This is a genomic window from Arminella tubonensis, assembly GCF_003240585.1.
GTDB lineage: Bacteria > Pseudomonadota > Alphaproteobacteria > Rhizobiales > Rhizobiaceae > Rhizobium > Rhizobium tubonense.
In genome coordinates, this window is record NZ_PCDP01000059.1 from 265,945 (window position 1) to 281,068 (window position 15,124).

Below are 15,124 nucleotides of genomic sequence, written 5' to 3' on the forward strand. Positions count from 1 at the left end.
GGCCGGATGCTGCAAAGCGTCCGGCCGCTTTCGTTAAAACCATAGTCGCCAATTTGATGTTGCAAATTGGTTCTATATAGGTTCTATTGTGGAGCCATGGATAGAACCATTTTGATCACTGAGCTGAACAGCCGGGGTTTGCGCGACGCAGCCCTGAGCGGACCGTTGTACAAGCGGCTGGCGCAGGCATTGACGGGGTTGATCCAGGAAGGCCTGCTGAAGCCAGGCGCCGCGTTGCCCGCCGAGCGCGACCTTGCCGAAGCCTTGCAGCTTGGCCGCGTCACCGTCCGCACCGCGTATCGCGACCTGATGTCTGCAGGCACGCTCGAGTCTCGCCACGGCAGCGGGACGTTCGTATCGCAGAAGGTCGAGCGTATGGAGCAGTCGTTGTGGCGGCTTTCGTCCTTCTCGGCAGACATGCGCTCGCGCGGCCGATCCCCCGCAGCGCGCATTCTCTCGCGCACGGTCGGCAGACCCGCGCCGGAAGAAACCTTTCTGCTCGGTCTCGGCCTGGACGAGCCCGTATTGCGGCTCGATCGCCTTCGTCTGGCGGATGGACTGCCACTGGCGATCGAGCGCGCCGTCATTCCGATAAAGTTTCTTGGACAAGATGCGGCCGGTGAAGGTTCGCTCTATGATGCGCTGACCGAAAACGGCTTCCGGCCGGTCCACGCCCTGCAGCGCTTGACGGCCGTCACACTGGATCCGTCATCGGCGGCGATCCTTGAAGTGCAGCCCGGAGCGCCGGCGCTGCTGATCGAACGCGTTTCACGCCTGGAAGACCAGCGCGTCGTTGAATACACCCGATCGCATTATCGCGGCGACGCCTATGATTTCGTTGCCGAACTAAAAATTGGAGATGACCTATGAGCGATACCCAATCCCTGATGCTGACGGAAGCCGGCGAAGCGCCGCAGGTTGTCGCGACGCTGCTTGAGAAGGAAAAGCCTGTCTTTGCCGAAATCGCGCGGCTGTTCTCCACAGCCAAGCCATCGGTTATTACGACGGCGGCGCGTGGCTCGTCCGACCATGCGGCAACCTTTTTCAAATATCTTTTCGAAATTTCCTGCGGCATCCCGGTTGCCTCCATCGGCCCTTCGATCGCCTCCGTCTACGATACTCCGTTGCATCTGAAAGGCGGCATCCACTTCACCGTCTCCCAATCTGGTGGCAGCCCTGACATTATCGCGCTGCAGGCGGCGGCCAAGCTCGGCGGCGCGACCACGATCGCTGTCGTCAACGTCACCGATAGCCCGCTCGCCAAGCAGGCCGACATCGTCCTCGACCTCAATGCCGGAGCTGAGAAAAGCGTCGCGGCAACGAAATCCTTCATAGCGGCAGTTGCAGCGCTTTCCGGTGTCACGGCAGCTATTTCAGGCAGCAGCGAACTGAACGCCGGTCTGGCAAGACTGCCGGAAGCACTAGCCGCCACATCAGGCATCGATGCCTCGGCCGCTGAAGACGTCCTCTTCAACGCTACGTCGCTTTACACCGGTGGCCGTGGCCCGGCCTTTGCCATTGCGCTCGAGGCAGCACTCAAGGCCAAGGAAACCGCAGGTCTGCATGCGGAAGCCTTTTCTCTTGCCGAACTGATGCACGGCCCGATGCGGCTGGTCCAGCCGGGATTTCCCATCGTCGCATTTGCGCCTGACGACGCAGCCTTCGCCAACAACGCCCAGGCCCTGGAGCGGCTACAGAAGCTCGGCGCCACTGCCGTTTCCTTCTCGACGACTGCGCTTCCAGGCGTCAACCTGCGCACGCCCTCGACCGGCAACGGCCTGCTCGATCCGCTGGTGTCATCGCTCTGCTACTACAGGCTGATCGAATCCGTAACGCGTCGCAAGGGCTTCGACCCTGATAAGCCGGCTAATCTCCTCAAGGTCACGGAGACGATGTAATGGACTACAAGGTCTTTATCGGCGCCAGGATTTTCGATGGCGACCGCTTCCATGAGGATAACGCGCTGATTATCGGCAATGGTCGGGTTCAGGCGATCACATCCACGAGCAGCTTGCCCGAGGGTGCTGAGATCGTCAGCCTTGCCGGCGGCGTTCTGTCGCCCGGCTTCATCGATGCGCAGGTCAACGGCGGCGGCGGCAGAATGCTCAACGACGACCCCTCGCCAGCCTCAATGTACATCATCGCCGAGGGGCATCGAACCTATGGCACGACCGCGATGCTGCCGACGCTGATTACCGACGTCGGCGCCGCATCGACCGCAGCAATCGAGGCGGCAATCGAGGCAGTCAAGACAAACCGCGGCGTCGTTGGCCTGCATCTGGAGGGACCGCATCTGTCGCCCGCCCGGAAAGGCGCGCATCTACCCGAACTCATGCGGCCGGTCGAGGACAGCGATGTCAAGACATTCATCCGTGCTCGCGAGGCGATCGGCACTTTGCTGGTGACCATGGCTGCCGAACAGGTGACTGATCGCCAGGTTCAGGCTCTCAACGAAGCGGGCGTCATCGTCAGCCTCGGTCACTCCGATTGCACCGCCGATGTCGCCGACATGCGGTTCGACGCCGGCGCCCGCGGCGTCACCCATCTCTTCAACGCCATGAGCCAGCTCGGCCACCGCACGCCTGGCCTCGTCGGCGCCGCGATCGACCACCCCTCCGCCTGGTGCGGCATCATTGCCGACGGCCACCATGTCGACCCGCGAGCACTGCGCGTGGCGCTGCGTGCCAAGCGCGGCGAAGGCAAGTTGTTCTTCGTCACCGACGCCATGTCTCTCGTCGGCTCCGACAAGCAGAGTTTCACGCTGAACGGCCGCACCGTCTATCGCAAGGAAGGCGGCTTTTGCTCCCGGGTCGTGCTTGCAGACGGTACGCTGGCTGGCTCCGACGTCGACATGGCCTCCACCATTCGCTACGGCGTCGGCATGCTCGAACTGTCGCTGGCCGAAGCGCTGCGCATGGCAACTTCTTATCCGGCTCGCTTCCTGCGGCTTGCAGATCGAGGTCACCTGTCGCCTGGCGCCCGCGCCGATCTCGTTCACATCAACGATGCGATCGAGGTAACCGCAACCTGGATGGCCGGCCAGCCTTCCGCCTGAACGACAGAGAAAGAAAGAGGCCGGAATGACCGCGATCACCGACGCTTATTTCGCCAACCTTATCCATCGGCTTGGAGAACTGCGCGAAACCCTCGCCGAACCCATGGCGAAGGCGGCGGCGGTCATCTGCGAGGCCGCGCGCAATGATCACCGCGTCTATATCTTCGGAACGGGCCATTCGCACATGCTGGCCGAAGAGGTGCACTACCGCGCCGGCGGGCTGGCGCTCACCGTTCCCATACTGGTGGGTTCGGCGATGCTGCACGAGGGCGCCGTCATCAGCTCGGTCTACGAGAGGACCGAAGGTCTCGTGCGCCCGGTCCTGGAGCGCTATCGCATGCAGCAGGGCGATGTGCTGATCATCGCCTCCAATTCCGGCGTCAATGCCGCACCGACGGAGGCTGCCGACTACGGTCGGGAGATCGGCGCGACGGTCATCGCCATTACATCCCTTGCCTATTCGACGGCAATCGCCAACGGCCGCCGGAGACTGGCGGATCTCGCGGACATCGTCTTCGACAACGGGCTCCCGCCGGGCGACGCTGTCATTGACCTGCCCGGAAGCGGACTGAAAGTCGGCCCCGTCTCGACCGCCATCGGCGTGACCGTGCTCAACGCAGTTTTTGCCGAAGTTGCGGCAGAACTATCGAAATCCGGCCAAGCCCCGATCTACCTCAGCGCCAATATGCCCGGCGCCAAGGAAATCAACCAGAAACTGGTAACCAAGTACCGGCCACGCAATCCCCATCTGTGATGCGTATTCGAGCGGCCGGGCCTATCGCACCCATCAGCTAGCGGCTTCCTCGGCGACCACGGCTTCCTTCGTGACAGCCGTGACCTTGTGGCGCGAGCGAAGGACCACATAGAACACCGGCGTCAGGAACAGGCCGAATATCGTCACGCCGAGCATACCGGAGAAGACCGCGGTTCCCAGCGATTGACGCAGTTCCGCGCCGGGTCCGGTTGCGATCATCAACGGCACGACGCCGAGGATGAAGGCAAAGGCCGTCATCAGGATCGGACGCAGGCGCAGATGGCTCGCCTCGATCGCCGCCTCGACAGCATTCTTCCCTTCCAGTTGCGCTTGCCGCGCAAACTCGACGATGAGGATCGCGTTCTTCGCCGCAAGGCCGATCAGCACGATCAGGCCGATCTGCGTCAGGATATTGTTGTCCTGCCCTCGTAGATGGACGCCGATGAGAGCTGCAAGCACGGCGAGCGGCACGATCAGGATGATCGCAAGCGGCAGTACCCAGCTTTCATATTGAGCCGCCAGCGCCAGGAAAACAAAGATCACCGACAGCGCGAAGATATAGACCGCCGTGTTGCCTGTGTTCTTTTCCTGATAGGCGAGCTCGGTCCATTCGAACGTCGTACCCGCCGGAAGCAGGTTCTTTGCCAGGCCCTCCATCGTGTCGAGCGCGGTACCGGTCGAGATGCCGGGGCCAGGATTGCCCTGCAGCGGCACTGAGACATACATGTTGTAGCGCTGGACTAGCGTCGGACCGGTCGTATCCCTGATATCGACCAGCGTTCCGAGTGGCACCAGCGCGCCTGTGGCGGAGCGAACCTTCAGCGCGAGAATGTCATCCCGGTCCATTCGATATTGCTGGTCCGCCTGGGCACGCACCTGGTAGACGCGACCGAAAGCGTTGAAGTCGTTGACATAGGATGTGCCGAGATTGATCGACAGCGTCTCGAAGATATTCGGGATCGGCACATTCAGGGCTCGCGCCTTGTCGCGATCGACGGCGAGGAAGAATTGCGGGCTATTGGCCGAGAAGGTGGTGAAGACGCCCGAGAGACCCTTGTTCTGCCCCGCGGCACCCATCATCTGATAGGCAAGCGGCAGGATACGGCGCATATCCGGGTTCTCGCGGTCCATGATCTGCATCTTGAAGCCGCCGGAATTGCCGACGCCGCGGATCGACGGCGGCGGCACGGCGATGATGAAGGCTTCCTGGATGCTCTGCAGGTTGCCATAGAGCTGCCCGATGATCTTGGCCGCCGTTTCCCCGCTCTTCAATCTGTCTTCGAACGAGTCGAAGGGCGTAAAGATAACCCCTGAGTTCGACGCATTGGTGAAGGTCGCGCCGTTGAAGCCGGCAAATGCCACCGCATTCTTGATGCCCGGCGTCTTGCGGATGATTTCTGAGGCGCGCTGGATGACCGCATCGGTACGCGCAAGCGACGCTCCATCAGGCAATTGCACGACGACGATCGCATAGCCCTGGTCCACGGTGGGGATGAAGCCTTGCGGCACGATCTTGCCCATGTACCAGGTGGCCGCAAGCAGGCCGACGAAGACGACGAGCGCGCAACCGAGCGCGAACCACGTGGCGACGACATGCCGGACAATCCACGAATAGCCGCTGCTCATTCGGTCGAAGCCGCGATTGAAGCCGTTGCCGAGGCCACGGCCGAAGCGCGCGAATATGTTGTTGGATATTTTGTGATCATGCGGGCGCAGCACGATGGCCGCAAGCGCCGGCGACAGGGTCAGAGAATTGAGGCACGAGATTGCGGTTGCCACGGAGATCGTTACGGCGAACTGTCGATAGAACTGACCGGAGATACCGGGAATGAAGGCCGTCGGCAGAAACACCGCGATTAGCACAAGCGAGATCGCAAGGACTGCGGTCCCGACTTCGTTCATGGTCGTGTGCGATGCCTCTCTCGGGGTCATGCCCAAAGAGAGATTTCGCTCGACGTTTTCGACGACCACGATCGCGTCGTCGACGACGATACCGATGGCAAGCACCAGTCCGAACAGCGTCAACAGGTTCAGCGAGAAACCGAAGGCGAGCAGAAAGGCGAAGGTGCCGATCAGCGAAACCGGAATGGCGACGATCGGGATGATCGCCGTTCGCCAGGATTGGAGGAAGACCAGGACGACGATGGCGACAAGGATCGCCGCCTCGAAGATCGTCTTGTACACTTCCGTTATCGACTCGGAGATGAACTCCGTCGGATTATAGACGATGCGATATTCGAGCCCCTGCGGGAAATCCTGCGAAAGCGACGTCATCGTCTTCTGGATATCCGCTGCCGCCTGCAGGGCGTTGGTTCCGGGGCGTGAGAAAATGCCGAGCGCGACGGCCGGGCTGCCGTTCAGATAGCTGTTGGTGACATAGTCCTGGGCACCGAGTTCGACGCGAGCCACATCCTGCAACTGCACGAGACGGCCTGTGCTAGTCGCCTTGACGATGACATAGCGAAATTGCCGTGCGTCAGAGAAGCGCCCCTGCGTCGTTACCGTATATTGAAAGGCGTTGGTCCCGGCAGCCGGCGGGCCGCCGATCGAGCCGCCTGACACCTGGACGTTCTGGTCCCGGAGCGACTGCACGATGTCGCCGGCCGTCATGCCATAGGCTGAAAGTTTCTCCGGATCGAGCCAGATGCGCAGCGAATATTGACGTTCGCCGAAGAGCTGCACATCGCCGACCCCATCGAGGCGCACGAGCAGATCTCGAATGCGCGAACGGGCGTAGTTTGAGATGTATAGCTGGTCATAGCGATTGCTTGGCGACAGCAGATGAATGACCATCATCAGGTCGGGCGAGCTCTTGACCGTGGTGATGCCGATGCGTCGAACGTCATCAGGCAGACGGGGCTCGGCAATGGCGACGCGGTTCTGCACCAGCACCTGCGCCTTGTCTAGGTCGGTACCAAGCTTGAAGGTGATGGTGAGCGCCATCGAGCCGTCGGCGCTGGAATAGGAAGACATGTAAAGCATGTCCTCGACGCCGTTGACTTCCTGTTCGATGGGGGTCGCCACGGTATCGGCGATCGTCTGCGAATCCGCACCGGGATAGGACGTGCGCACCACGATCGTCGGAGGCGCAATCTCGGGATATTGCGCCACCGGAAGCTGGAAATAGGCAATGCTGCCGACGATCAACAGCACGATGGAAAGAACCGACGCAAAAATCGGTCGGTCGACGAAGAAATGGGAAAATCTCATTGGCCGGACCCCGCATTCGGGGCTTCGGGCGGCAACGTGCTCATCTGCGGCGCAACCTTGACGCCGGGCCGGATTCGCATCAGGCCGTTGACGACAATGGTCTCGTCACCAGTCATGCCGCCGCGGATGACGCGGTAGCCGTAGAGTTTAGGCCCGAGGCGAACGGGCTTGCCGGTAACGCTGCCATCGCTGGCGACGACATAGACGACGCGCTGGTCCTGGTCGGCAGCGATCGCCTCATCCGGAACGAGGATCGCCTTGTAGCTGTTGGAACCGGCAACTTCGACCCGCCCGAAAAGACCGGGCTGCAGGACGAAATTGGGATTTGGAAAGCGCGCCCGGACCCGCAACGTGCCGGTCTCGTTATCGACGCGGTTTTCGGCAAAATCGAGCTTTCCCTTGAACGACTGCTGCGTTTGATCAGCGATCTTCACTGTCACATCAAGCGCGCCGCCACCCTCCTGCAGGTTGCTTCCACGCTGGCGAGCCTGATCTGCATAGGACAGCAGCCGGCGCTCATCGACGTCGAAATAGAAGTCGATCGGGTCGAGCGAGACGATCGTGGTCAACACCGTCTGGTCCGCCTGGACGAGATTGCCGACCGAGATCAGCCGGCGATCGAGACGACCGCTGAGCGGCGCGGTGATCTTGGTATATTCCATGTCGAGGGTCGCGCGATCGACCGCTGCCTGCGAGCCACGCACATTGGCCTGCGCCGAGATCAGGTCACGGCGGCGGTCGTCGAGGTTGGATGCAGACAAGCTGCCGGTGCTGGCGAGGGCCTGCGTTCGGGCAAATTGCGCGTCGGCATTGGTCAGCGTCGATTTTGCCACTTCCAGAGACGCCGTGGCCTCGTTGAGAGCGTTGATGTAGGGCCGCTGGTCGATGACGAACAGAAGATCGCCCTGCTTGACCATCGCGCCATCCTGGAAATGGACTTCCTGCAGATAGCCACCGATCCGCGAACGCACCGAGACTTCATCCACCGCCTGGAAACGACCAATGAATTCGTCGCTGTCGATCACGTCGCGAACGACCGGTTTCGCGACCGTCACAGGTGCCGGCGGCGGTGCCGTTTGCGCTGATACAGGCGAGCAAAAGAGAAGCGCAACCGAACAGCCGAGAACTGCGGAGCGAAAAAAATCGCGTTTCATGGAAGTCCCCTCAACGAATAGCCTGCCTGGTCCCCAGAGGAGCCAGCGGCATAACAGACGACATGCAGTCCGTATTCGATCCGAGGTACGAAACATATATTGGCAAAAGTCGTGCGGTCCAGCAAAATGACCGCTCGCGGAGGCATTTAAAGTCTTGAATTCTGTCGGCTACTCGTGACCTCGCGAGCAGATACCTCGGTCTTGGCCACGATCATGCCCATTCTGTTAGCGATGTAAATAGGCTTCCCTAATCAATCAATTATCAATGCAATCAACGCTTGCCGAAGGCAGGATCTTCCGCCGGCAACCCGATTGCCGATAGATAACTCTAGGCGGCAAAAACCTGCATGTCCGATGGGACCGCCGCAAGTTGGCCGGTACGCCGGCCAACCGCATATTTAAGCGACTGTTCGACCACTCGGGGCGCTACAGGCTTTCTGACCACGCCGAGTGTCCCGGCGACGCCCTCTGCCACCATTTCCGGATTGGCAGTCATGAAGATTACTGCAATACCGAATTTCTCTGCGAGCATGCGTCCTATCTCCGGGCCTGTCGCCCCATCCGACAGGTTGACGTCTACGAGTGCGATGTCTGCGAACGGGGCGGCGGCCATGGCATGCACCATGTCATTTGCTATGCCGGCAACACTCATCCCGTTACTCTCGACCATGTCTTCGAGGTCGAGCGCAATCAACATTTCATCTTCTACGATCAGCACTTTCTGGTCCATAACATCATTCCTTCAGCCAACGACGCGTTACATTTTGCCGGCGTGACACAATTTCTGTCTTGGTCTTAGATCTGCTATCGGATGTTTTGGTTTCAAACCAATTTGCCCGAATTGCCACACAGCCAGATAATGGCGCGCGGACAGGAATGTTCCGCACCGATACAAATAATTTTTTACTAACTATTTGTTAACTATAGAATTTTTGAAATGGGCAGGAAATTCATCCCTCGAGATTTTCGCGCAGCGTCTCAAGCTCCAACCATTCCTCTTCCATCTTCGCAATGCTCGACCGCAGCTTTTCCATCTCGCCGGCAAGCCTGTTGAATGTTGCCGGGTCCTTGGCGAAGAGATTGGGATCGGCCATCTTCTTTTCGTGCAGCGCAATCTCGGCCTCCGCCTCGGCCATTTCCTTCGGCAGGTTTTCAAGCGCGAATTTCTGCTTGAACGACAGCTTTCCCTTGCTCTTCGGAAGATCGTTGGAGGCAGATGCGGCTGTCTCCGGCGACTTCGCCTTGTCTGCCTTCTCAGCCCGCTTGCGTTCGTCGATTGCGCCCTTGCGCTGCACGAGCATGTCGGAATAGCCGCCGGCATATTCGATCCATCGCCCATCCGGATCGTCCGAATTGGCCGGCGCGATCGTCGACGTCACGGTGCGATCGAGAAAATCGCGATCATGGCTGACAAGGATGACAGTACCGGCGAACCCGGCCACGATTTCCTGGAGCAAATCCAGCGTTTCGATGTCGAGATCATTGGTCGGCTCGTCGAGGATGAGGAGATTGGTCGGTCGCGACAGGATGCGCGCCAGCATCAGACGGGCGCGTTCGCCGCCGGAGAGCTTGCGGATCGGAGTGCGGGCCTGTTCCGGCTGGAAAAGGAAGTCCTTCATATAGCCCGTCACATGCCGCTGCTCTCCATTGACGATCAGGCTCTCGCCGCGACCGTCCGTCAGGTAGTGCGCAAGTGTCTCTTCCGGGTTGAGATCCTCGCGCTTCTGGTCGAGCGTGGCGATCTCCAGATTGGTTCCGAGCTTGACGGTGCCGTCATCCGGCGCGAGTTGACCGGTCAGCATCTTCAGAAGCGTCGTCTTGCCGGCGCCGTTCGGCCCGACCAGGCCGATGCAGTCGCCACGATGAACACGGATCGAGAACGGCGCCACGATCGTCCGGTCGCCATACGCCTTGGTGATCTTTTCCGCCTCGATCACCAGCTTGCCGGATTCCTGGACGTCGGAGATATTCGCCTGCACCGAGCCCTGCGGTCCCTTGTGCCCGCGATAGTCGGCGCGCATGCCCTGCAATTCACCGAGCCGGCGCATATTGCGCTTGCGCCTGGCGGTGACGCCATAACGCAACCAATGCTCCTCGCGTTCGATCGCCTTGCCAAGCTTGTGCTGTTCCAGTTCCTCCGCTTCCAGCACCTGGTCGCGCCATGCCTCGAACGAACCGAATCCCCGGTCGAGGCGGCGCGAGGTACCGCGGTCGAGCCAGACCGTGGCGGTGGAGACTTTTTCAAGAAAGCGACGGTCATGCGAAATGACCACGAGGGCGCTCCGGGTCTTACGCAGCTCGCCTTCCAGCCATTCGATCGTCGGCAGGTCCAGATGGTTGGTCGGCTCGTCGAGCAGAAGGATATCGGGCTCCGGCGCCAGCACGCGGGCAAGTGCGGCACGGCGGGACTCGCCGCCCGACAGCATATTCGGGTCTTCCTCGCCCGTGAGGCCAAGATGTGACAACAGATAGGTGACGCGGTAGTGATCGTCGCCCGGCCCGAGCCCTGCCTCGGCATAGGCCGCGACCGTCTTGTAGTCGCCGAAATCCGGGGCCTGCTCGAGGTACCTGATTGTTGACGAGGGATGACGGAACATCTCGCCCGACTGCGCTTCGACCAGCCCGGCAGCAATCTTCAATAATGTCGACTTGCCAGAGCCGTTGCGGCCGACCAGGCAGATTTTGTCGCCCGGATCGATCTGCAGCGAAGCCCCGGCCAACAGAGGCGCTCCACCGAAGCTTAGAAAAATATCATCGAGTTTAAGAATAGGAGGCGCCAAGGATCAGACTCCGGAAAGGTCATAGGGGCGGGCGAGAATGATCGCCCTGCCGCTTGCAAGCGAAAAGCGCACAGGGCCTTCCGCGACATTGGAAATGGTGCGCGACGAGCCGAACGGCAAATGGAAATCGGCAAGCGGATAGCGCGCATCGTGAATGAACAGGCCCTTGAGCTCGCTGAAACCGGGCACCGAGAACAGGCTTCCCTTGGGCAAATCCAGCTCGATCGCCCCGGGGAGAAGCGGCACGCCCTCCTCGTAACCGGAGGTCAGCAGAACATCGAAGCCTTGTTCGGCGAGGCTCACCCCGTACAGCAACAGCGCCAACGCATGATCGGAACGCTCGCCACCGAGCGCGCCGGCAAGAATAAGCCTCTTGGCACCACGACGTATCGCTTCAAGCACCGCGATTTCGCCGTCGGTTGCCGCCTTGGCAGCCGGATAAGGCTGCTTCGGCACATCAGGAAACGCATCGCGCAGATCCGGCGGCGTCGAATCGAAATCGCCTACCCACAACTCCGGAATAATGCCAAGCGCCGCTGCGTGCCGCATGCCACCATCCGCAGCAATGAAACGGCTGTCCTTGACAGACGCCTTTAGGCGTTCCGTGAGGTGGAGCTCGCCGCCGAGCAGGATGGTGAAGGTGGACTGGTTCATGCGCCAAGCCCATAGCGCAAACACGGGCCTATAGGGAAGGGCGGCACTCCGCCGAAATAGCAAAGGCTGGGCTTAAGCGTCCGTTTCCTTGTAACGAGCCTGAAAAGCCTGCTCGAAACCGCCGACGAACTGATCGAACAACCGCGAGAATGCAGCGATATCCTCAGCCGGCCAATCTGCGACGATGCCCTCGATCACCGACAGCTTCTGAGCCTGGATCTCCGAGACCAGCCTTTGCCCGAGCGCGGTCAGAACGACGACGATGCGCCTGGCATCGGCCTGGGAGGCCTTGCGACGCAATACCCCGCGACTGACCATTTCCGCGACGATCCGGCTCGCCCTGGATGGATCGATCCGCATGATATCGGCGATGGCGCCCACCGTGACTTCGCCCGTAACCTCTGCCCGCCTGACGGCATCGAGTACGTCGAGATGCGACAACTCGAGCCCCGGAGCAACGTTCTGAATTGCCAGCCGCCCGATCATGCGGCGTCCGGTCATCAATCGCATGCGTGTCATGACCCGGCCGATCAGGAGGATGTTCTCCATTTCGTCGGTCGTTGCATCTTCAATTTCGCGTGTGATCGAGGCTGATGTCATCATTCCAACATATCAGAAAAATCCGCGTTTTAAAATATGCGGCGATCATTCACGTGTCATTGACATTTATATGCCAATAGCACATATACTATGCGGTTCCAGATAGGTCTCCTTCTCCATGGACATGCAAACTGCGCCTGTGCCGCTCGTCACGGATCCTCGTCGGCGGCTTATTCTATTTCTTTTCCTGCTGACCGCGATGTTCATGGCGACGCTCGACAACCAGATCGTGTCGACGGCGCTGCCGACGATCGTCGGCGAATTCGGGCATCTCGAGCGTTTCGGCTGGATCGGCTCGGCCTATCTGCTGTCCTTGAGTGCGGTGATGCCGGTTTATGGCAAGCTTGGCGACCTCTTCGGGCGCAAATATGTGATGATCACGGCGATCACGATCTTTACCGTCGGTTCGGCAGTCTGCGGGCTCTCGGTATCCATGAACACGCTGATCGCCTCCCGCGTCCTTCAAGGCTTTGGCGGCGGCGGCATCCTGGTTTCGATCTTTTCCATCAATGCCGATCTGTTCGAACCCCGCGAGCGCGCACGCTACCAGAGCTATTCCAGTCTGGTGCTGATGGCGTCGGGCGCTATCGGCCCGGTTCTGGGCGGCACGATGAGCGACCTGTTCGGCTGGCGCTCGATCTTCCTCGTCAACGTGCCGATCGGCTTCATCGTCCTTGCCGGATTGATCACCATGCTGCCCTACCGCAAGCCGGCGCGTAAGCCAAAGATCGACTACGCGGGCGCCATTCTGCTTGCCTTGACGACGACAAGCATCGTTCTGGCTGCGGACGGCACCGAACTTTTCGGATCGCTGCTGTCTCCTGCAAGCCTCGGCATTATTGCGTTCGGCGTTGTCTGCGCTGTCTCCTGGGTCTTCGTCGAGCGCCGCGCGCCGGAACCGATCGTGCCCATGACCTTGTTCCGCAATCCGACCTTCGGCCTCCTGCTGATCTGCTCGGTAACGAGCGGGGCCATCGCAATCGGCATGGTCAACTATTTTGCCCTGTTCCTTCAAACGACGACCGGCCTTTCGCCATCCATGGCCGGACTGCTCTTCATTCTCCTGACCGGCGGCATCGTCTGCGGCTCGCTGTCTGCCGGGCGGCTGATCTCGGCAACGGGACGCTACAAGCCTTTCGCAGTCGGCAGCGCCGCCTGCAGTCTGATCGCCTTTGCCACGCTGTCACAGGTCCATGCGGGCACGCCGGTTGCCTTTATTGGCTGTCTTATGCTGCTCCACGGTATCGGTATCGGCCTCGCGCAGCAGGTGCCGATCATCGGCGTACAGAACGCGGCGGCAAGCCGTGACGTCGGCGCTGCAACCGGTGCCGTGACCTTGTCGCGAATGGGCGGCGCGTCGATTGCCATCTCCATCTATGGAGCCATCGTCGCCGCCAAGCTGTCGCATGTCGGCCTCTCCATTCCCGGCGTCAGCAACATCGAGCAACTGACGCCGAAGATGATGGCCTCGCTGCCGGAGGTGACGCGCGAAGCGGTTGCCAACGCCTATGCCGGCGCCTTCAGCCCATTGTTCATGACCGCCGCCGCCACCTGCCTTATCGGCTTGACGACCGCAGCCATGCTGAAGAACGTGCAGCTGCCCGGAACTGCCAAGAAGTTGGACCCGACGACAGCAGCTCACGCCGCAGAATAACGTGCCGATCATGCGACCGGCGGCTGCATCGCGGCCTCTTGCCACCGGCCTGCCACCACGCTAAATCTTCAAACGCTCTAACGGGGTGCCTTGGGTCAGATGACGCAAGGCTGAGAGGCTTTCGACGGCCAACCCGCGGAACCTGATCCGGCTAACACCGGCGGAGGGATTAGACGCGTGACATGTCAAAGCGCCCTTTTCCCATTCAACACGAACCATGGAGGAGAGGCGACATGCCCACCCGATCGCTGACGACATTGATGGCAGGCCTGGCGCTCGCCGCAGTCGCTGCATTCTCGAGCCCCGGCCAGGCCGAGGCAGCCGACAAGACACTGACGATCTATACCTATGAAAGCTTCACGGCAGACTGGGGTCCAGGCGCCAAGGTGAAGGCTGCCTTCGAAAAGACCTGCGGCTGCACCGTCAACTACGTCAGCGTCACCGACGGCGTCGCGCTGCTCTCGCGGCTCAAACTGGAGGGCGCCACCACCAAGGCCGACCTCGTTCTCGGCCTCGACACCAATCTCGTCGACGAGGCAAAGGACACCGGCCTGTTCGACACCCACGGCATCGACACCAGCGGCCTTAAGGTGCCTGGCGAATTCAAGGACGACGTCTTCGTCCCCTATGACTATGGCCATTTCGCAGTGGTTTACGACACGCAGGCAATCAAGAACCCGCCGACGAGCATGCTTGAACTGGTCGAAGGCGATCCATCGCAGAAGATCGTCATTGAGGACCCCCGCACCTCGACCCCCGGTCTCGGCCTGCTGCTCTGGGTGAAATCGGTTTACGGCGACAAGGCCGGCGATGCCTGGACCAAACTCAAGGGCCGTATCCTGACGGTGACCCCCGGCTGGTCGGAAGCCTACGATCTTTTCACCAAGGGCGAGGCGCCGATGGTGCTCTCCTATACCACCTCTCCCGCCTATCACATGATCGAGGACAAGACCGAGCGCTACCAGGCAGCGGCCTTTTCCGAAGGACACTACATCCAGATCGAGGTTGCCGGCCTGATCAAAGCCTCCCCGAACAAGGATTTGGCACGCCAGTTCCTCAAGTTCATGATCTCCCCCGCTTTCCAGGACACCATTCCGACCAACAACTGGATGATGCCGGTCTCCGCGACCTCGCAGCCCCTGCCGGATGCCTTCGGCAAGCTGGTCGTGCCGTCGAAGACCTTCCTGATGAGCCCTTCCGTCGTCGCAAAGAACCGCAAGGCCTGGATCGACGAATGGTTGAAGGCCACCGGCACGAACTGAC

Annotated in this window: 12 protein-coding genes and 1 riboswitch; of the genes, 6 read left to right on the forward strand and 6 right to left on the reverse strand. The window is 60.6% G+C overall.

Features of this window, described 5'->3' with window-relative positions:
• Positions 1-96 precede the first annotated feature (96 nt).
• The 4 genes from CPY51_RS25745 to CPY51_RS25760 are packed head-to-tail and all read left to right on the forward strand — an operon-like array spanning position 97 to position 3,809.
• Complete coding sequence (locus CPY51_RS25745) at positions 97-870, forward strand: GntR family transcriptional regulator (RefSeq protein WP_111163049.1); 774 nt, start codon at positions 97-99, stop codon at positions 868-870.
• A complete protein-coding gene (locus tag CPY51_RS25750) occupies positions 867-1,898 on the forward strand; it encodes an SIS domain-containing protein (protein WP_111163050.1) in 1,032 nt (343 codons plus the stop codon). The genes CPY51_RS25745 and CPY51_RS25750 overlap by 4 nt, the downstream gene beginning before the upstream one ends.
• Positions 1,898-3,055, forward strand: a complete 1,158-nt coding sequence (gene nagA, locus CPY51_RS25755; protein WP_111163051.1) for an N-acetylglucosamine-6-phosphate deacetylase — start codon at positions 1,898-1,900, stop codon at positions 3,053-3,055. Before CPY51_RS25750 ends, nagA begins: the two co-directional genes overlap by 1 nt.
• A gap of 25 nt (positions 3,056-3,080) precedes the next feature.
• A complete protein-coding gene (locus CPY51_RS25760) occupies positions 3,081-3,809 on the forward strand; it encodes an SIS domain-containing protein (RefSeq protein WP_111163052.1) in 729 nt (242 codons plus the stop codon).
• A 33-nt stretch (positions 3,810-3,842) separates the two neighbouring features.
• Here CPY51_RS25760 and CPY51_RS25765 read toward each other — a convergent pair whose 3' ends face one another.
• The 6 genes from CPY51_RS25765 to CPY51_RS25790 all read right to left on the reverse strand — a co-directional run bounded on the left by CPY51_RS25765 (position 3,843) and on the right by CPY51_RS25790 (position 12,207).
• Positions 3,843-7,019 carry an efflux RND transporter permease subunit gene (locus tag CPY51_RS25765; RefSeq protein WP_111163053.1) on the reverse strand — a complete coding sequence of 1,059 codons (3,177 nt, stop codon included), beginning with the start codon at positions 7,017-7,019 and terminating at the stop codon, positions 3,843-3,845.
• Positions 7,016-8,173: an efflux RND transporter periplasmic adaptor subunit gene (locus tag CPY51_RS25770; protein ID WP_111163054.1), complete on the reverse strand. Its 1,158-nt coding sequence runs from the start codon at positions 8,171-8,173 to the stop codon at positions 7,016-7,018. The genes CPY51_RS25765 and CPY51_RS25770 overlap by 4 nt, the downstream gene beginning before the upstream one ends.
• Before the next feature lie 328 nt (positions 8,174-8,501).
• Complete coding sequence (locus CPY51_RS25775) at positions 8,502-8,903, reverse strand: response regulator (protein ID WP_111163055.1); 402 nt, start codon at positions 8,901-8,903, stop codon at positions 8,502-8,504.
• A 220-nt stretch (positions 8,904-9,123) separates the two neighbouring features.
• A complete protein-coding gene (locus CPY51_RS25780; protein ID WP_111163056.1) occupies positions 9,124-10,953 on the reverse strand; it encodes an ABC-F family ATP-binding cassette domain-containing protein in 1,830 nt (609 codons plus the stop codon).
• A 3-nt stretch (positions 10,954-10,956) separates the two neighbouring features.
• Positions 10,957-11,607 carry a thiamine diphosphokinase gene (locus tag CPY51_RS25785; RefSeq protein WP_111163057.1) on the reverse strand — a complete coding sequence of 217 codons (651 nt, stop codon included), beginning with the start codon at positions 11,605-11,607 and terminating at the stop codon, positions 10,957-10,959.
• A gap of 72 nt (positions 11,608-11,679) precedes the next feature.
• Positions 11,680-12,207: a MarR family winged helix-turn-helix transcriptional regulator gene (locus CPY51_RS25790; RefSeq protein WP_111163236.1), complete on the reverse strand. Its 528-nt coding sequence runs from the start codon at positions 12,205-12,207 to the stop codon at positions 11,680-11,682.
• Positions 12,208-12,325: 118 nt separating this feature from the next.
• Between CPY51_RS25790 and CPY51_RS25795 the strand changes: the two genes are divergently transcribed.
• Both CPY51_RS25795 and thiB read left to right on the forward strand, forming a co-directional pair.
• Positions 12,326-13,861 (forward strand): MDR family MFS transporter, encoded by a 1,536-nt coding sequence (locus CPY51_RS25795; protein ID WP_111163058.1) that lies wholly within the window; start codon positions 12,326-12,328, stop codon positions 13,859-13,861.
• 71 nt (positions 13,862-13,932) lie between these two features.
• Positions 13,933-14,047, forward strand: a riboswitch (TPP riboswitch).
• Between the two features lie 74 nt (positions 14,048-14,121).
• Positions 14,122-15,123 carry a thiamine ABC transporter substrate binding subunit gene (thiB, locus tag CPY51_RS25800; protein ID WP_244598789.1) on the forward strand — a complete coding sequence of 334 codons (1,002 nt, stop codon included), beginning with the start codon at positions 14,122-14,124 and terminating at the stop codon, positions 15,121-15,123.
• Position 15,124: the final 1 nt, after the last annotated feature.

What these genes read in the sequence shown, in the direction of transcription:
- CPY51_RS25745 (WP_111163049.1), top strand. Translation starts at nt 97, where the DNA reads ATGGATAGAACCATTTTGATCACTGAGCTGAACAGCCGGGGTTTGCGC.
- CPY51_RS25750 (WP_111163050.1), top strand. Translation starts at nt 867, where the DNA reads ATGAGCGATACCCAATCCCTGATGCTGACGGAAGCCGGCGAAGCGCCG.
- nagA (WP_111163051.1), top strand. Translation starts at nt 1,898, where the DNA reads ATGGACTACAAGGTCTTTATCGGCGCCAGGATTTTCGATGGCGACCGC.
- CPY51_RS25760 (WP_111163052.1), top strand. Translation starts at nt 3,081, where the DNA reads ATGACCGCGATCACCGACGCTTATTTCGCCAACCTTATCCATCGGCTT.
- CPY51_RS25765 (WP_111163053.1), bottom strand. Translation starts at nt 7,019, where the DNA reads ATGAGATTTTCCCATTTCTTCGTCGACCGACCGATTTTTGCGTCGGTT.
- CPY51_RS25770 (WP_111163054.1), bottom strand. Translation starts at nt 8,173, where the DNA reads ATGAAACGCGATTTTTTTCGCTCCGCAGTTCTCGGCTGTTCGGTTGCG.
- CPY51_RS25775 (WP_111163055.1), bottom strand. Translation starts at nt 8,903, where the DNA reads ATGGACCAGAAAGTGCTGATCGTAGAAGATGAAATGTTGATTGCGCTC.
- CPY51_RS25785 (WP_111163057.1), bottom strand. Translation starts at nt 11,607, where the DNA reads ATGAACCAGTCCACCTTCACCATCCTGCTCGGCGGCGAGCTCCACCTC.
- CPY51_RS25790 (WP_111163236.1), bottom strand. Translation starts at nt 12,207, where the DNA reads ATGACATCAGCCTCGATCACACGCGAAATTGAAGATGCAACGACCGAC.
- CPY51_RS25795 (WP_111163058.1), top strand. Translation starts at nt 12,326, where the DNA reads ATGGACATGCAAACTGCGCCTGTGCCGCTCGTCACGGATCCTCGTCGG.
- thiB (WP_244598789.1), top strand. Translation starts at nt 14,122, where the DNA reads ATGGCAGGCCTGGCGCTCGCCGCAGTCGCTGCATTCTCGAGCCCCGGC.